The organism is Paenibacillus sp. WLX2291 (genome assembly GCF_046603665.1).
Taxonomy (GTDB): Bacteria; Bacillota; Bacilli; order Paenibacillales; family Paenibacillaceae; genus Saccharibacillus.
The window spans coordinates 1,835,505-1,853,894 of record NZ_CP176755.1; the positions used below are offsets into that span (position 1 = coordinate 1,835,505).

Annotated in this window: 15 protein-coding genes; 10 read left to right on the top strand and 5 right to left on the bottom strand. The window is 46.4% G+C overall.

Going from position 1 to position 18,390, the window contains the following annotated elements; all coding sequences use genetic code 11:
* Positions 1-139 precede the first annotated feature (139 nt).
* The 5 genes from ACDE64_RS07885 (at position 140) to ACDE64_RS07905 (ending at position 5,900) form a co-directional block, all read left to right on the top strand.
* On the top strand, positions 140-1,552 hold the full coding sequence (locus tag ACDE64_RS07885) for a glycoside hydrolase family 4 (protein WP_411349601.1): 1,413 nt from the start codon (positions 140-142) through the stop codon (positions 1,550-1,552).
* A 456-nt stretch (positions 1,553-2,008) separates the two neighbouring features.
* Positions 2,009-3,091 carry a tetraprenyl-beta-curcumene synthase family protein gene (locus tag ACDE64_RS07890; protein ID WP_411349602.1) on the top strand — a complete coding sequence of 361 codons (1,083 nt, stop codon included), beginning with the start codon at positions 2,009-2,011 and terminating at the stop codon, positions 3,089-3,091.
* 23 nt (positions 3,092-3,114) lie between these two features.
* Complete coding sequence (gene pfkA, locus ACDE64_RS07895; RefSeq protein WP_411345932.1) at positions 3,115-4,098, top strand: 6-phosphofructokinase; 984 nt, start codon at positions 3,115-3,117, stop codon at positions 4,096-4,098.
* 311 nt (positions 4,099-4,409) lie between these two features.
* Positions 4,410-5,009, top strand: coding sequence for a TetR/AcrR family transcriptional regulator (locus ACDE64_RS07900; RefSeq protein ID WP_411345933.1), 600 nt, complete (start codon positions 4,410-4,412; stop codon positions 5,007-5,009).
* Between the two features lie 21 nt (positions 5,010-5,030).
* Complete coding sequence (locus ACDE64_RS07905) at positions 5,031-5,900, top strand: DUF72 domain-containing protein (protein ID WP_411349603.1); 870 nt, start codon at positions 5,031-5,033, stop codon at positions 5,898-5,900.
* A gap of 292 nt (positions 5,901-6,192) precedes the next feature.
* Here the strand turns inward: ACDE64_RS07905 and ACDE64_RS07910 are convergent, their stop codons facing one another.
* Positions 6,193-7,572, bottom strand: coding sequence for an MATE family efflux transporter (locus tag ACDE64_RS07910; RefSeq protein WP_411349604.1), 1,380 nt, complete (start codon positions 7,570-7,572; stop codon positions 6,193-6,195).
* 183 nt (positions 7,573-7,755) lie between these two features.
* Between ACDE64_RS07910 and ACDE64_RS07915 the strand changes: the two genes are divergently transcribed.
* Positions 7,756-7,932 (top strand): hypothetical protein, encoded by a 177-nt coding sequence (locus ACDE64_RS07915; RefSeq protein WP_411349605.1) that lies wholly within the window; start codon positions 7,756-7,758, stop codon positions 7,930-7,932.
* Here the strand turns inward: ACDE64_RS07915 and ACDE64_RS07920 are convergent.
* The 3 genes from ACDE64_RS07920 to ACDE64_RS07930 all read right to left on the bottom strand — a co-directional run bounded on the left by ACDE64_RS07920 (position 7,929) and on the right by ACDE64_RS07930 (position 10,811).
* Positions 7,929-9,107 carry a putative glycoside hydrolase gene (locus ACDE64_RS07920; protein ID WP_411345936.1) on the bottom strand — a complete coding sequence of 393 codons (1,179 nt, stop codon included), beginning with the start codon at positions 9,105-9,107 and terminating at the stop codon, positions 7,929-7,931. The genes ACDE64_RS07915 and ACDE64_RS07920 overlap by 4 nt on opposite strands.
* Positions 9,108-9,571: 464 nt before the next feature.
* The gene (locus ACDE64_RS07925) at positions 9,572-9,775 is read right to left on the bottom strand and encodes a hypothetical protein (RefSeq protein ID WP_411345937.1); all 204 of its coding nucleotides are present in this window, start codon (positions 9,773-9,775) and stop codon (positions 9,572-9,574) included.
* A gap of 214 nt (positions 9,776-9,989) precedes the next feature.
* Entirely contained in the window at positions 9,990-10,811 is an 822-nt protein-coding gene (locus ACDE64_RS07930; RefSeq protein WP_411345938.1) for a YitT family protein, read from the bottom strand.
* Positions 10,812-11,235: 424 nt separating this feature from the next.
* Between ACDE64_RS07930 and ACDE64_RS07935 the strand changes: the two genes are divergently transcribed.
* Positions 11,236-12,852 (top strand): DEAD/DEAH box helicase, encoded by a 1,617-nt coding sequence (locus tag ACDE64_RS07935; protein WP_411345939.1) that lies wholly within the window; start codon positions 11,236-11,238, stop codon positions 12,850-12,852.
* A 259-nt stretch (positions 12,853-13,111) separates the two neighbouring features.
* Here the strand turns inward: ACDE64_RS07935 and ACDE64_RS07940 are convergent, their stop codons facing one another.
* Positions 13,112-14,011 carry a LysR family transcriptional regulator gene (locus ACDE64_RS07940; RefSeq protein ID WP_411349606.1) on the bottom strand — a complete coding sequence of 300 codons (900 nt, stop codon included), beginning with the start codon at positions 14,009-14,011 and terminating at the stop codon, positions 13,112-13,114.
* Positions 14,012-14,332: 321 nt separating this feature from the next.
* Between ACDE64_RS07940 and ACDE64_RS07945 the strand changes: the two genes are divergently transcribed.
* From ACDE64_RS07945 to ACDE64_RS07955, 3 genes are all read left to right on the top strand, one after another.
* Positions 14,333-15,733, top strand: coding sequence for an HlyD family secretion protein (locus ACDE64_RS07945; RefSeq protein WP_411349607.1), 1,401 nt, complete (start codon positions 14,333-14,335; stop codon positions 15,731-15,733).
* Between the two features lies 1 nt (position 15,734).
* The gene (locus tag ACDE64_RS07950) at positions 15,735-16,955 is read left to right on the top strand and encodes an ABC transporter permease (RefSeq protein ID WP_411349608.1); all 1,221 of its coding nucleotides are present in this window, start codon (positions 15,735-15,737) and stop codon (positions 16,953-16,955) included.
* Between the two features lie 379 nt (positions 16,956-17,334).
* Entirely contained in the window at positions 17,335-18,225 is an 891-nt protein-coding gene (locus ACDE64_RS07955) for a YesL family protein (RefSeq protein WP_411349609.1), read from the top strand.
* Positions 18,226-18,390: the final 165 nt, after the last annotated feature.

The following is an 18,390-nucleotide window of genomic DNA, read 5'->3' on the forward strand; positions in this document are numbered from 1 at the left end:
TTACAACTGTATTATGGAAAAGGGCTCTCATTTCCTGCTTGATCGTACGATTTGACATGCTTTCCTGACTGTGACACATTCTCGCCGCGCAATCGGTTTGCCATAATGAGCATATCAACTTCAGGGAGGTTCATTGGTAATGACATATAACGATACGCGGCACGATATTCAGCGACCCAAAGTCGTAGTAATCGGAGCAGGCAGTCTCTTTTTCGGACGACAGGCAATCTGGCAAATGACCTACTCAGAGATTCTGAATCAAGGTACACTTTCCTTTGTCGATGTAGATGCTGATCGTTTGGAGAAAATGGTTACACTCGGCAAGATGGTAGCAGCTCATCGCGGTGTTTCGCTAACAGTGGAAGGCTCTACCGATCGCCGGGATGTACTCAAGGATGCTGATTTTGTCGTATTGAGCTTTGCGATGGATTCTGTCAAATATCGGGGCATTGACTGTGAAGTATCGCTAAAATACGGGATTCGTATGTGCTCCGGCGATACGATTGGTCCGGGTGGGATTTTTCGGGCGATGCGAGAATTGCCAGTCATTATGGATTGTGTGAAGGATATCCGTGAACTGTGTCCGAATGCATGGGTCATCAACTATATCAATCCGTCCACCGTGCATGGTATAGCGCTGCATCGATATGCGCCGGATCTGAAATCGTTTGCCTTATGCGACAGTCATCATATGCCGCACAAGAAGATTCATTATGCGATCCGTGCAGGCATTATCAATCATGCAGAACAGTTCACGCCGGATGTGGATCAGCGATTTGATTTTCGGGTGGCAGGAGTGAACCATTTTACATGGTTGTTGCGTGCGGAATATGATGGCAAGGATATGATGCCGCATATTGCGGAATCGCTGCGACGAAGTGCAGGTACAGAGAATGACGGCGGTGATACGGGAGCCAAGGAACTGCATAACGATACAATCACATATGAGCTGTATCAAGCATTTGGAGTGATTCCAACCTGTACCTCACATACAAAAGAATATGTGCGCTACTGGCAAGGGCATGGACAGGCAGAGGAATCCATTCCACCGTTATCGATCTGGGAAACGGAAGATCGGTACAAGCGTCATGAGGAGATGTGGCAGCAGGTAGAGGATTTTATTACCGGACAACTTCCCATTCAGCAATTTACAGACATGCTTGGTCCCGATCATGCGACTGATATTATTGAGAATATGGTGGGCAATCTGGGCAAACGCTTCTTCATAAATACGTTGAACAACGGTGCAGTGACGAATATGAATAAGGATGCGTTTTTAGAACTGTTATGTGAGGTCGGTCCAAACGGCGTTACGCCTTTGCATGTGGGAGAGATGCCAAGAGGAATCCGAGGAATGCAGGAGATCGTGCTGGATACACATGAACTGACAGCTCAGGCAGTTATTGAACAGGATATCAACATCTTGCGACAGGCAATGCTGACCGATCCGCTGGTACAATCGATAGGGGATGCTGACGGTATCATTGCCGAATTACTGGAACGGGAACAGGAGATGATTCCAGCGCAATGGTATCCAAGGCAATATGTATAGCAGTAGAGTCGTGTTAGAAACGTTGTATAGACGACAATCTGTTTTTTCTATCGAGATCATGTTGCTTTTCCAGTTGATTGATCGGACGGAATGAACAATAGATTCATTTCAGAGACAGGGAGCTGCCAGCCCTGTCTTTTTTCGTGAGACATCAATTTTGATGAGAATAAACACAAATAGGACAAACCTTCTATAAAATTTGTAGTTGTGAAACATTTCAGGTTGCTCCTTTTTTGCGTTGAAAAGACAAGTGGTTTATCATGTTTATGTTAGCTTTTTTCTGAATAATGTGGGTTTGAAGACAGGAACCAACATGAAGCGTAAAAGGTCTATAAAATACTGGAAAATGCAGCTGTGGCGCGCTGTGATTGATCGCACTGCCACGTTGTGAGGGTGCAAAATATGATGTATGATAATGAGGATAGGTTCAACAGACAACCACGTGGAGGCAGCCCATTGAATGATATGATGCAAAGTCGTTACCCGTTTCCCCGCAATGCCATCTCGTTAATGAAGCGAGTGTACAAATATGGATTGCCGGAGGTACGCCGGGAGTTGGATGAGTGGCGCAGACGAGCGGAACAGATGCCGGATGACGAACTCAGGAAACAGGCGCTTGCAAGTATCGCCACCAAGCAGTTTCATTGTGAGGGGGGCGCCATCTATGCGGTGGCTAACCTTTCGCAGCGCCATATTTTGCTGCCGCTCATCGTCGCTCTTCAGACGATCAGCGATTATCTTGATAATCTGTGCGACCGCAGCACCTCGATGGATGCAGCGGATTTTCGTCTGCTGCACCAATCAATGCTGGATGCTGTAACACCAGATGCACAGCCGGTCAATTATTATGCGTTACGTGCGGAGCAGGAAGATGGCGGTTATCTAGAAGCGCTTGTGAAAACTTGTCAGCACAATGTACGGCAACTGCCCGATTATGATGCCGTTTTTCCGTATGTACGTGATCTGGTGTCACTATATTGTGACCTTCAGGTTCACAAACATATTGCGCCGGAATTGCGAGAACGTGCGCTTCTGAATTGGTGGGAAGAGAATAAGTATCGTACGCCACATTTGCAATGGAATGAATTTGCTGCGGCAACAGGCTCGACACTTGGCATGTTTATGTTATTTCTGGCTGCGAGCGGATTCCAAATGGATGATGCAGGTGCCAAAAAGGTATATGATGCGTATTTTCCTCATGTAGGCTGTCTGCACATTATGCTGGATTATGTGATTGATCAGGAGGAAGACCGTCGCGGCGGTGATCTGAACTTCTGCAATTACTATGATTCGCCGGAAACGATGTATAAGCGGATTGAGCATATTGTAGATTGGGCGCGTAGGGATGTGGAGCATATCGGTGGCACTTCCTTTCATCGCATGATTATTGAAGGGCTGGTTGCCCTGTATTTATCCGATCCCAAAGTAAGTGAGCAGCAGGAAGTACGAACCGTCTCCAGACGGCTGATGCGCAAAGGACCGTTAACGAGAGTCTTTTTCATGGTCAATAGCCGCTGGATTCGCAAGTATATGTATTGAATATAAACAAGGGGGACATCACAATGTCAGCAACAGAATCAGCAGTTAAGAAAATTGCCGTTTTGACCAGTGGAGGCGACTCTCAGGGCATGAACGCAGCGGTACGTTCCGTTGTGCGTAGCGGTCTGTATTACGGTCTGGAAGTGTGCGGAATTCAGCGCGGTTACCAGGGTCTGCTTAATGAGGATATTTTCCCGATGGATCTTCGCAGCGTCGGTGACATTATTCAGCGCGGAGGAACCGTATTGCAGTCGGCACGATGTAAAGAGTTCATGACACTGGAAGGTCAGCAAAAAGGTGCAGATATCCTGCGCAAGCATGGAATCGACGGTCTGGTCGTTATCGGCGGTGACGGTTCGTACCAAGGTGCCAACAAGCTGAGTAAGCTGGGCATCAACACGATGGGCCTGCCGGGCACGATCGATAACGACATTTCCTATACTGATTATACGATCGGATTCGATACCTCTGTAGGTGTCGTTGTGGATGCGATCAACAAATTGCGTGACACGATGTCTTCCCATGAACGCGTATCCATTGTTGAAGTTATGGGTCGTCATTGCGGCGATATTGCCCTGCATGCGGGTCTGGCATCTGGTGCAGAGTCGATTCTCGTTCCAGAAGTTCCTTTTGATCTGAAGGAAATCGCTGACCGTATGCATAACAACTTCGCTTGCGGTAAACGTCATAGTATCATTATCGTAGCCGAAGGTGCAGGACGCGGTGAAGATGTAGCCGAGCAGCTGCATCTGCAATATCCTAGTCTGGAGCCACGCGTAACCGTACTCGGCCACATTCAGCGCGGTGGTACACCAACTCCGCGTGACCGCAATCTGGCAAGCCGTCTGGGTGACTTTGCCGTTCGGATGCTCATTCAAGGCGAGTCTGACAAAGCCTGCGGTCTGATCAAGGGTGAACTGACACTGACAGATATCGATAAAGTTGTAAATACGAAAAAAGACTTTGACCATGCTACGTATGAGCTGGCATTGCGTCTGTCACAATAATTTCATCATTCCCCTGTTGTATCTTCTGACAAATCAGCGCATTTGAAAAGGTGCAAATACCCAAAAAGCACGTACATACCGGAGAATATAAAACCGGCAGTACGTGCTTTTGATTTCGATTGACCATGATTTTTATTACATAAAACAACGTTTTAAGTATCGTTTTGCTAGAAAGTTGGAATAAATCGGTAATTTTTTTGGTCAAAAGTTAGAACATAACTGCAAAGTATTGTACTATAGTGTAGAAGGGTGCAATACAATTAATTCATTTACCTAGGGTGATGAGAAACCGTAAAGGGGGCTACCACACATTGGCGAGAGAAAAAGGTGCAAAAGGAAAGGAGAGCCGATTACGTTTATTACATGCTGCTGCTAAGCAATTTGCAGTCCATGGCTTTCACGCAACTAAAGTCAGTTCAATCGTATCGGAGGCCAAACTATCACAACCGGCATTTTATTTGTATTTTGAAAGTAAAGATGCTGTCTTTGAAGAACTGGTGGAGATGTTCCGTTCTAATCTTCAGGAAGTGATCAACAACAGCCAATTGCCGGAGCAACCTTCGGCACGGCATAGCGCACTGGATCAGCTTTGTCATACGATTCAGTCGATGTTTGAATATTTCTACAGTCATCCCGATTTGACCCGGATCGGATTTTACCTGTCACCGGATGCTGATGACATCAAGATGGAATTGGTGCAGGGCATTGAGAAGATGCTGCGCGCGGAGCAGCGGAATGCTAACTTTGCGAGCGAGATTCCGATGAGTCTAGTCGCGGAATGTCTAGTAGGTACAATTGAGCGAATCGTATTTACACAGCTATTGCCAGGTACGATCAGCGCAGAACAGCTGGCGATTAACATTGTGCAGTTGTATGTCTCCGGTCTGGCACGCAAGCAGAGCAAAGTATAACAACCGGGAGGAAACGCAACAATGATTAGCGTCGGTTTGACGGGATGGGGGGATCATGATTCCCTTTATCTCACCAAAGAGGCAGTGAAACACAAACTGCCTGTATACAGCAATCTGTTTCCTGTAGTGGAAGTGGACAGTTCCTTTTATGCGATTCAATCCAAACATAATATGGAGAAATGGACGCAGGAAACGCCGGATTCTTTTCGCTTTCTGGTCAAAGCGTATCAGGGGATGACTGGACATACACGCGGCAAGATTCCGTATGATTCCGAAGAGGAGATGTACCGTGCCTTTCGGCTATCCATTAGCACGATGGAGGAAGCAGGTAAGCTGCTGGCGGCGCTGTTCCAATTTCCGCCTTGGTTTGATTGTACCCGCGAAAATGTGAATGCTTTGCGCAACGTTCGGCGCTGGATGGGGGATGTGCCGTGTGCACTGGAATTCCGCCATCAGAGCTGGTTTACGCCGCAGATGCGGGAGAAAACCTTGCATTTTATGAAGGAAGCAAACTGGATTCACAGCGTATGTGACGAGCCGCAGGCAGGCATCGGTTCCGTGCCGATTGTCGAGCAAGCGACGCATTCGGATCTGACGGTTGTGCGTATGCACGGTCGTAACGAATCCGGTTGGAACGCTTCTGGTCAACCGAACTGGCGCGAAATCCGTTACTTGTATCGGTACAATGAGCAGGAACTGATGGAGTGGGCAGAACGGTTGAAGCGACTGGAGCAGCAGTCTGGTGAAGTGTGTGTCATCTTCAACAACAATTCCGCCGGTGATGCCGCAGACAATGCGCGTCAACTGATGGAACTGCTTGGACAGTCGGTACCAGAGATTCCGAAGGAACAAGAACCTGAAGTGCAGCAGGTTGATCTGTTCGATCTGTAGAACTTTTGTATAAAGTCAGGTTTGATACTTTGCACGATGTTGGGCGCTCCAGCTTACACTGTAGGGAAGCGAACCAAGTGTAACAAGCAACCGTACAATGCAGCAAGTAACAAAAAGTCAGCCCCGTTTTGTAAAAGGGCTGACTTTTTGTTTGATGAGGAAGCGGAAATCGTACATATAGAACGTACATATACATCACATTTCTGCATCTTACTTTGAATTATTTTAAAACATCGATACTGTTGTACTGTTACTTAACTCGCTGTGAATGTAATGCATAGAAAAAATAGATTCATTCCACTGCATTCCCATTCTCGGCAATATGCATAAGCTTGAATTTTCGTTGCACCCACAGCAATCGCCATAACAGCGTAACCGCACCGCATGCCAGCCCTGTACTTAACCCCACCCAGTACCCGTAAGCACCAAGCGAAGTATACGACGCTAACACATAACCAACCGGCAACCCAATGACCCAGTACGACAGAAACGTCAAGAAAAAGGCAGGATTCACATCCTTGTATCCACGCAGCGATCCTTGTACCGGCGCAGCAATGGCATCCGATAACTGATAAAAGCTCGCATAGATCATAAAATGCGCAATCAATTCAATCAATACTGGGTCAGACGAATACAGCGTCGATACATCATAGCGGAATAATAACAGAATGATCGCCGTACATACCGACAGCCCAATCGCTGTACCAATCCCAAGCATACTGTATTGCCGCGCATCCTTTTGCCGCCCCGCACCAACCTCATAACCTACAACAATCGTCAGCGCTGTGCAGATGCTGAGTGGAATCATATACAGTGTAGACGCAAAGTTCTGTGCCGCCTGATGCGCCGCAATCGTCATCGTATCATATCGACTCATCAATAGCGTCACCCCAGCGAAGATCGCCGTTTCAAAAAAGATTGCAAAGCCCATCGGTACGCCCAGCTTCAGTAGTTCCGCCCATTTGGCAGCGGAAGGAGCATACCAGCGACTGAATATACGATCCTCGCGAAAAGGTTCTGCTGTTCGCACGACAATGATCGCAATGATCAGGATACACCAGTACGTAATTGCCGAAGCGACACCTGCCCCCACACCACCCAACCGTGGAAAGCCCCAGTTACCAAAGATCAGCAAATAATTCAATCCTACATTGATCGGTAAGGAGCATAGCGTGATCATCATCGAAAAGCGTGTCTGTCCCAGCGCATCGATATATCCACGTAGCACCGTATAAGCGAACAATGGCACAATACCGACTGACAGAGCCGCCAGAAAATGCAGCGCCACTTCATGCACTTTGGCTTCCAAATTCATCGCCTGCAATATATCGGGAACAAGCAGAACACCGGCTCCCAATATTAGCAGTGCAAGCACCAGCGATAGCAATAGAGCTTGCGTCACATTGTAATTGACCTGCCGCCGTTCACCACCGCCAATCAGATGCGAGATCGTCGGCGTAATCGCTACGAGAATGCCGCTCAATCCAGCTTGCAGCGGAATCCATAGACTGGAGCCAATCGCTACGCCAGCAAGATCCTCTGCACTGGCATGACCAGACATATTGGTATCAAAAAAGCTGATCATCGACAATGCGATTTGCGTAATCAATACGGGGAATAGAATTTTTAGAAATTGTATGTATTTTTGCGAGAGTGTAGATGTTGGAATCATATGGAATCAGCCCTTATCTATGTACAGAATATGCGTATAAGCTTACATCTTATGCAAGATTGCGCATTAAGAATATATTGTACAGGATGATGCATGCATTGAATAGTCATATTGGTGCTGAGCATAACAATAACCCCCGGATCAAATAACGTCCGGGGGCAAAGAGTTATCAAAGTAGTTTCAATGCTCACTCACAAACCACGTTGCTACGAGCAGTCGAGCAGTCGAGCAGTCGAGCAGTCGAGCAGTCGAGCAGTCGAGCAGTCGAGCAGTCGAGCAGTCGAGCAGTCGAGCAGTCGAGCAGTCGAGCAGTCGAGCAGTCGAGCAGTCGAGCAGTCGAGCAGTCGAGCAGTCGCTTAGAAGCTGGCGTTCTCGGTATAGCGGTTGGTCGCATTCCAGAGCAGATACTCATCTACGCCTTCGTCCTTCATGGCACGAATCTGATCATCGACCTGCTTTTTACCGTACTGTACATAGTGACCGCTACCTAACCAGCTAGCGGTAAAGTCTTGAATCCACGGACGGATGATTGGCTTTTCTTCACCCAGCGGATCAAGCTTCTTGTGTGTATCGACGAGTGAACCTTTGATCGTCGCATATGGATTCGTATCCGGGTTCGTTACACCGAACCAGCCAGTCGTATAGTGACTTGGATAGATCATAGGACTGATTACATCGACATTTTCAGAGATTTTGGCAAAGTCCTGTCCAATTCCTTCAGCAGCCGGTACAGAAGCAGCATATCCAAAAATATCTACTGATACACGAACGCCGAGTGGAGCCAGTTCTTTACGAGCATATTGAACGAATTCAGCGATCACATCGACACGGGATTCTTCCTTGTCTTTCGTGAACTTCAGCTCTTTCTCGTGGTTTTCAAAGCCTTCCGGGAAACGCACATAGTCAAATTGGATTTCCTTAAATCCTTTTGCTGCGGCTTCTTTAGCAAGTGCAATATTGTAATCCCATACTTCTTTTTTGTACGGGTTCACAAAGCTGTCGCCTTTGCCGTTTGTCCACACCTGACCATTGCTTTTCACAAATGACAGTTCTGGATGCTTTTTGGCGAGCACGGTATCCTTAAACACAACGATCCGGGCAATCGGATACACATCATGCTTTTTTAGACGAGTCATCAGCTTATCGATATCGCCAATGAAGTTCTGCGGGCTGCCGAGCTTTTGCAGCTCTTTGTTTTCAGTTTTGTACGTTATGTACCCGGCATCATCTTTCAGGTCAATAACCATCGAGTTCAGCTCAGTTTTATCCAGCAGGCTGAGCAGCTTCTCCATGCGGGAGCCACCAGCACTGTAGGCGGTAACATAAATACCCTTAACTACAGGCGCGTCCGGTTGTGGATCGATTTTGGCTGGCGGATTGTCAGCATCCACCTCCGTTTGATCCATCTGACTTTGAATCGCTACCCGGTTCAGCATTGATTGGAGCGATGCGGTTTGTGTGTTCTGTGCCTGAGCCTGCTGATCACCGCCAAGAGCGGTGGACGCCAGCAGCATAAGCGTCCACAAAATATCCATGTCATTAACCCTCATCTCTTATGTATGATTTTTACAAAAGTGGCATTTGCCCTGATTATAACCTAACGTTCATGCAGCAGAGGATACAGTATTGTTACCTGCTATCGCTTTATACACATCCGCACTGGAAAAGTTGCGGATTTTGCAGCAACAAGTATTTACAAGCTATATCCAAGCAGTGAAAGGGCAATACAATACACCCAGTCCAGTTAGACAGGGGGAGTGTGTCCGCGCCTTACTTATATGAAGCTGCAATAAGCGGAAGAGAGATAATGAGCATGCCCATCCTATGTATTTAAACTGTCTCATAATCAGCTAAACATGGCAAATACAGGTTTATGAAAATAGAGCAAAATGCAAAATGCCACTTCTGTATTCCTCTACCAAGAGAAGAACAGAAGCGGCATTTTGGATTGCACTATTTTCATGAAGCTTAACATGCAGAAGCAGAATAGCCGTGTGCATTATTGCAGTAACTGATGATCTTGATTTTCGCAGATACTGTACTGAATAATTTCCAGTGCATCATTTGGTTCCAAAATACGCAACCCGTCACGCAGTACAATAAGTGAATTGAGTTCCTGCTGCTTTAGGGAAGGCATCATATCCGGGAAACATTTCAAGACAATTTGTGACAATTTAACCTTTTCCATTTCCACAATAATCATCCTTTCCTATCCTGGAATCATTTCGCTTAACAGAAGAAATCATTCTTACGGGAGCTTAGGAAAAGCATGTTGTGCTTCAGGGACTGGAGAACGTGCACAAACTTCAATTATTACGTGATGCGGCGGCGTGTAATAATTTTACTATATATAACGACAAAATGCGACTTTCAGTGAATAGCTGCACAGCAAACGCTGTAAATCTTTTTTCGAAAGATTAGCTTTTGCGGAATGAACCCATAATACCGATCGTTTCCACCATATTGACGAAGGCGTTGGGATCGGTTTCCTTAATGATCCGGCGCAGCTCGGTCAATTCGTAGCGAGTCGTTACGGTCATCAGCATATCTTTGGATTCATTGGAAAAGGCACCTTCCGCCTTGATCAACGTGACCCCGCGCTGTAGCGGCATCAGATGTTCTAGCAATTCGTCTGTACGATTAGAGACGATAAACAAGGTGACTTTGACATGATTGACGTGAATTAGATCGACTACCTTGCCACCGATATAAATACAAACCATCGAGGAAAGAGCGATATTCCAGTCATTAGATAGATAGCCCATTGCCAGAATAACGAGACCGTTCAAACCGACAATAACATTGCCGACCGGAAAGTCGCGATACCGGGTAATGATAGAACCGAGAATATCGAAGCCGCCAGTGGAGCCGCCTGCGCGAAACGAAATACCGACGCCGATACCGATCAGCACGCCGCCAAATACGGAGGAGATGAAGAGGTCTTTTGCAATGATGGTTGTCGGTATAACAGTCATTAACCATGTTGTAGCTGCAACCGACACGATACTGAGTAAAATATATCGTTTGCCGAGCATGAACCAGCCGGCAATCAGCAGCGGAATGTTATACACAAAGTACAGCATACTGATGTTAAGGGGAGTAAAATAGCCCGTTAACATAGCAAGTCCCGATACCCCTCCACTCAGTAGCTGATGGGGAATCAGGAACAGATTGAACGCAGCTGCCGTAAAAATGGAGCCGATCAGCACTCCAAGCAGCGGCATTAATTTTTTTAACATGTGGTCACCTCAAGTGTAGTTAGTAAGTTATGGAAAGTATATGAAACCCATAATGGAAAGTTTCTTTCGCAATCGTAATTATATTATGTTTCAGCTAGTCATGCCTGTGTATTTTGTGATATAATGATTTAGATATTCTTGAGTAGGGATGTTTTGCTGAATAACATTCAGATTTTTATAAATGCAAGACGGGTTTATTTCATCATAGAGAGTATTGAATAACCCTTTTTATTCAACTTTAGTCGTACCAGGCATTGAAGCAGATGCTCTAAAAGTGATCGGACTTATTCAATAATCAACACCAGCTAACGGATATGGTGGTCTGTGAGACCTCCTGATATGCAGCTATATGCTACTCAATTGCTACTTAAGAATACAAACAAGTTAGTGGATTGTCCACCATCATAGAAGGAGTTTGAATATTTTGACAAAATTTGTAGACTTTGGTTTAGATGAAAAAGTACTAAAAGCGATTATGGAACTGGGGTTTGAGGAAGCAACTCCAATTCAATCCCAATCCATTCCAGTCGCAATGGGCGGAAGTGACCTCATCGGGCAGGCACAAACAGGTACGGGTAAAACAGCAGCATTCAGTATCCCTATTATTAACAAGGTAGAACGTTCGGATGAAAAAATTAGAGCACTGGTTATGGCTCCTACTCGCGAGCTGGCCATTCAGGTTGCTGAGGAAATCGAAAAACTGGCACGTTTCAAAGGTATTCGCTCGTTGCCAATCTACGGTGGTCAAGAGATCGGTCGTCAGATTCGTGCACTGAAAAAGAAACCACAGATCATTATCGGTACACCAGGTCGTTTGCTTGACCATATCAACCGTAAAACGATCAAACTGGAAGATGTACAATATGTTGTACTGGATGAAGCGGACGAAATGCTGGACATGGGTTTCATGGAAGATATTCAGTCCATCCTGAAACAAGTGCCGGATGAGCGTCAAACGATGCTGTTCTCCGCGACTATGCCGCCAAACATTCAACGTCTGGCGAACCAGTTCCTCAAAGAACCTCAACACGTATCGGTTATTCCGAAACAAATCAGCGCTCCGCTGATCGATCAATCCTATATCGAAGTGAACGAGCGTCAGAAGTTTGATGCATTGTCCCGTTTGATCGATATGGAATCGCCAGAGCTGGCTATCGTATTCGGTCGTACTAAACGTCGTGTTGACGAACTGGCAGAAGCGCTGCAAAAACGTGGCTATTCCGCTGATGGGCTGCACGGTGACCTGTCCCAGAACCAACGCGATAACGTTATGCGTAAATTCCGTGACGGTAGCATCGATGTACTCGTTGCAACAGACGTAGCAGCTCGTGGTTTGGACGTTTCCGGCGTAACTCACGTTGTAAACTTTGACCTTCCACAAGATCCTGAGAGCTATGTTCACCGTATCGGTCGTACCGGTCGTGCGGGTAAAGAAGGCGCAGCGTACTCGTTCGTTACTCCGCGTGAGATCGATCACCTGCACTTCATCGAGCGTGTAACACGCCACAAAATCACTCGTAAGCCTCTTCCATCCCTGGCTGAAGCGATCGAAGGCAAACAACGCATCACAGCTGAGCGCCTGCTGGAACTCGTTCAAGATGATACATCTCCACTGAACGAATACAAAGGGATTGCAATCCAATTGCTGGAAAGCTATGATTCCGTAAACCTGCTGGCAGCTGCGATCAAATTGCTGACAGGCGAGAAGAAGGATGCTCAGATCGATCTGACTCCAGAAGAGCCGATCCGTGCAAAACGTCGCAGACCAGACGTTCGTTCCGGTGGACGCAAACCATCTGGCAACTACAACCGTAGTGGCAATGGCAGCGGTGGCGGCGGATACCGTGGTAACCGCGATAACAACCGTGGTGGTTACAGCAGTGGTGGTAATGGCGGCGGTGGATACCGTGGCAACCGCGATGGTAATCGTGAAGGTGGACGTAGCGGCGAGTACTCCCGTGACCGTAGACCACGTAGCAACAATGGTGGCGGCGAAAACCGTCGTCCATCTAGCAGCAACCGTTCCGATTCTCCAGAGTAATAAATACGAACAAGATCATTGATGAATGATCGTGATCTTCAATAAAATAGCATGATGGCAGGACAACAGAGGCTACCGGATTTCCGGTAGCCTTTTTTTGTCTATTTTGCGTAAGATATTGATGTGATGTGATGTGATGTGATGTGATGTGATGTGATGTGATGTGATGTGATTGCAGCGAATCTCATATTAGTATACATCCAGATTGAGACATAAACTTCATACTTATTATCGATTCCTTGATAGTATGGATATCTGCCTAAGTAGGACGTGTATTGAGGATTTGTTTAAACCTGCGAATGAACAAGTCGGATGAACGTGAAATCGGATAATCAGCGGAGCGCACCGACCAGAGATACGAGTCGCCGCGATTAGGCAATTGCAGCGGAATCGCCACCATCTCTTTCCTAAAGGAAGTACCGTATGCTTGCAGAGAATGAAGCGTGCCGATTGTCACTGCCAGATTGGCACGAACAGCACGCAGCAGCGCATCGACATTGTTGCTTTTGAATAAAATATCACTCGCTGGTGCCAGCTCACTGACAAGATTAAGAATATTGGGATCGTTGTACAGTACGAGTGGAGTGTCGATTAGTTCGCTCAGAATGACCATGGAGTGGTTCGCAAGTGCGGAATCCTGATGACAGACTAGAATGAGCCGATCTTCCGCTAGCGGTTCAAAGCGCAAATGATCATACTGCGGCACCGTTTGTTCAGGCAGCAGCACCAGACCAATATCGCTTGCTCCATGATGTACACTTTCTAGTACAGCCTGTGTATTATTCTCAGTAATTTCAAAACGGCTACCCGGAAATTCACGCTTCATATCCGACATACTCTCAATTAATAGCGAGATCGGACCGGGAATCGAAGCAATCCGCAATCGCGAATTATTTAACTCCTGATAACTACTCGCTTCACGCTTTAACTCTTCGATTTGGTTCAGAATCGTTATAATTTTGGCGATGATTTTCTCGCCTTCTGGTGTAGTCGTTGTACCTGCACGCGAACGGATGAATAGACGCGTACCTAGTTCTTTTTCAAATAGAGTAATTGCTCGGCTGACTCCGGTCACTGTAATATGACAGTTCTCGGCAGCACGAGTCAGTGATCCCGTTTTGGCAACTTCAGCAATATACTGCATTTGCTCAATGTTCATATGTTGTACTGCTCCTTTGCATATTCGTATCCACAAATTTGATATGTGCGACCTGTATGATTTGTCATCATCTATACATTTACGTTGAACAATTATAGATACATTCACATTCAAGGAGTATAGATATAGTTATGCCAGCGCATATAGAGTATTTGTAAAACAAGTATATGTATGTTGATCAAAAGTTCACTATACATGATTTTTAATAAATATATTGTACTAATAGTCTATGATATATTCAAATAAGAATCTTTTATCATCTCCGGGTAACAGAACTATCAGTATGCAGGGGATAGAACATAGAGAAAGCGGAGTGAAGGTATGACCAGAAAAAAAGGGATAGGGTATGTCATTGTACTAGTAGTGATCGTTGTTGTCATCGTAGTACTTGGATTCTCATTCAGTCGTCAAGGGAAAGCAAACAACGCCAGTTCTACGCCGACTGCCTACGTGGAGTCCGATACAGTAAGCTCCAGCTTCAAACTTGCTGGAAGAGTTAGTGAACTACTCTTACAAGAAGGAGATCATGTCAAAAAAGGTCAATTGCTTGCTATACTGGATAGCTCGGAATTGCAGGATAAAGTAGCGCAGGCGCAAGCAGCACTAAAAGCTGCACAGGCAAATGTATCGCAGGCAAAAGCCGGTGTATCGCAGGCGCAAGCAGGAATTACACAAGCAGAGGCAGGAGTCACACAGGCGCAAGCTGCTGAAACGGCAGCACGTACGAAGGTAGCGCAAGGAAATATGGCAGTCCAAGTCACATCCGAATCTTCCTCCAGTCAGCTGGAACAAGCACAGGCAGCAGCGAGTGCAGCCAAAGCCAATTTACAAGCGATCCAAAGCGGAGCGCGTCCTGAAGAAATCGCTCAGCTCAAAGCAAGTACCAGTGCTGCCAAGGAAGCACTGGACACCGCACAAAAAAGTCTAAACCGCACCCAGCAGTTATTGGAAGCGGGACTCGCAACGGATGCAGCTATGGATCAGGCAAAACTTCAACAACAGCAAGCACAGGCACAATATGATGCCGCTCTGGAAAAGCAAAAGCTTGCTGAACAAGGTAGTCGTCAAGAAGAAATTGATGCAGCGCAGGCACAATATAATCAAGCGCTCGCAGCGATCAAAGAAGCACAAGCTGGTCAAGGACAGGTCGGTCTGAAGCAAGAAGACGTCAAAGCCGCTCAGGCGGCGGTCAGTCAAGCACAAGGTGCCAGTGATCAGGCAAAAGGAACCGTCGCGCAGGCGCAAGCATCGTACACTTTGGCGCAAGCGAAGGTGGAAGCTGCACAATCACAGGTGGCACAAGCACAAGCTGCTTTGCAGGAAGCACAAACGTATGCCGGATATACCAAATTGCGTGCAGCCGCAGACGGCGTGATCAAAAGCAAATCCGTCAACGCTGGCGAACTGGTGAGCGCCGGTTCTACTATTTATTCACTGGAAACGACGTCACAGCGGTGGGCGAAATTTTATATGACCGAAACGGCAATGAGCGGGCTGCACGTTGGAGATCTCGTACAGCTCCAATTGCTCGGAGATGGCACAACCGTACAAGGAAAAGTAAAAGTAATCGATGCAGCCGCTGACTTTGCCATCCAAAAACCAAGCCAAAGCTCAGGTGATACCGATATTCGTTCTTTTGGCGTCAAAGTGCTGTTGACTGGATTGTCAGACAATGTGCCAACCGGAAGTACGGTGCTGTTCAGTGGCAAAGGGGCGCAGTAATATGAAGATCGGAGAAGCGATTGCAGACGAATGCAGACATATGTTTACGATTCCGAAGCTAGCTGCGATCCTGCTGCTGATGCCGATATTGTATGCGGTACTATTTGGATTTCTGTATTCGCATGAACGGATTACCGAGATGCCAGTTGTTGTATACGATGGCGACAATTCCAGTTTGAGTCGTCAGATTATTCAGGCATTTGATGCGACAGATACGTTTCAGGTGACTGGACAGCGCTGGAATCAGGAGGATGTGGTGCAGGCGGTGCAATCCGGTGAAGCGCGTGTCGGGCTGATCATTCCGCCTAATTTCACTTCTGGCTTGCAGCATGGTGAGAATGTACCGATTCTTACCTTTATCGACGGCAGCAATCTGATCTACTCCAATAGCGCGTCGCGTATTGCCAATCAGGTTATTATGAGCGTGAGCAGTGGAGCGACATTGCAGACGCTAGACAAGCAAGGTATGAGCAGTGAACAGGCAGGCTCATTGTTGAACACAATTCCGTATCGCTCACGGGTGCTATACAATCCGGTATTCAACTATGAGTATTATATGCCAATTGGTGTGATTTCCGCTGCATTGCAGCAATGTCTGCTGCTTGGTATCGCATTATCATGTACATGGCAAAAAGAAGCCGGTTCGTGGGGACAATTTGGCGTATGGCGATTCTCGCCGTGGAAGCTGGCAATTGCCAAGCTGACGCCGTATTTTCTGATCGGACTGGTTAATATTGTGGTGTCTTTCTCGATAGCGCATTTTGGATTCGGGATTCCATTTGCCGGACAGTTATTGCCAATGTTGTTCCTTGCGCTGGCATTTAACTTTGCGGTCTGCGGTCTAGGATTTCTGTTCAGCATCGTTTCTAAGCGTCAGGTCGATGCGATTCAGGCATTAATGCTAATTGCTATGCCTTCATTTATGCTGTCCGGGTATACGTGGCCGCTGGAAGCAATGCCAAGCGTGCTGCGTATCATCGGTGAGTGTTTGCCGTTAACACAATTTTTGCAAGGTGTTCGCAATATTGTAGGAAAAGGGTTGCCGCTGGAATCCATATGGGGGAATGTGATGGCACTTGGATTGATCGGTCTGGTCACGTTGCTCATTTCGTTCCTGATCTATCCGTTGACCATTCGGCGGCATAGTGAAGATAATCCACCTACAACAACATCCCAATCGAACCAACCTGTAACGATTGCCGACCCTGTTCAGAAAGGTTAATCTCTGCAATTTATGTCTGTTAATAAGCTTGCTTCACCAGTCATCTCTCTCCAAGTCGCATTTTGGCATAACGGGAAGAGATGACTGGTTTTTTTACGCATGTTATTTTTGGTATTGAGCGGCATTATTGTTATCATTGGATCGATTGTGAGGTATCCATTTCTAGCTCTACATCATTCAGGAAAAAAGCAATATCCCGTCATTTTGATCCAATCTATTGTAGGTGAAGGTGCGATGTCGATAGCAACGCATGGTGCGAGAAACGTATGCAGCGTGCAATATAGGCTGGTATTGTCTAGTTAACATAGGTTATAGTTAAGGTAGATATCATCAGAGATGCGGCATCGGGGATGCTGGCGCAAATGAGGGGGAAGATGATTTGGAATTTAGAGGGGTAATGGGCGGACTGTATCGTTTATCCGAATGGATTATGCGCCTGGCAGGTAGCAATCTGCTATGGGTAATTTGTTCGTCGCCATTTTTGTTTTTCCTAGTATTCAGGTTTATTTTCATGCAATCTGGAGCAAGTCAAAACGATATTTTGCAGACCAACTGGGCAATGGGGATTCTGGCACCATTTGTATTGTTTCCAGCGACGTCCGCATTGTTCACAGTAGTTCGGAAATGGGTAATGGGCGAAGGTGATGTATCCGTTATCAAAACGTATTTCCGCGGCTACAAGGAAAATTACAAGCAGAGCATGATCGGCGGTATTTTCTATACATTGCTGTTTGTCATCATGTATGTCGATTACACCGTATATATGAACCAATTCCCGAATCTGCAACTGCTTGGTATTGTGATGCTGATCTTCCTGCTCGTGCTGTTTGTGTCGCTGTTTAATTTCTTCTCGATGGTGGCGCATTACCACATGAAGCTCAAGGATATTATCAAAAATGCCATTCTGCTGTCGATTGTGCGTCCTTTTCGTCTGTTCTCGACACTGCTGGGAACGGTAGCACTGTTGTTTATTGGTACGCGTTATCCGGTACTATTCCTGTTCTTCCTATCATCTGCAATCGCATGGTTTGCCTTCTTTAATTTCTATGGTATGTTCCTGAAAATGCAGGAGCAATCCGAGAAGCAAGCAGCCGAACAACAAGAAAAGGAATTGCAGGCAGATGAGCAACTGGCAATCGGAGATCAAACACCTGAACAGGGTGCTCAGCGTATTGATTCTGCCGCACCCGCTCAATCATCAATGGATCAAGATGTGCAAAAGAATCTGACTGACAAGAATCTGACAGACACCAAAGAACGCCCACAATAAACAATGTCCGCGTCACTAGATCAGTGCAGACGGTGAGTATAGGCTGGAGCATCCAACATCTCGCTCCAGCCGAAAAAAGCCCTCTTTTTTGAAGAGAAATCATGTAGTGTCAGAGTCATTGTAAGCCTTTACAAAAAAATGGAATAGAATGCCGAAATCGCCTTT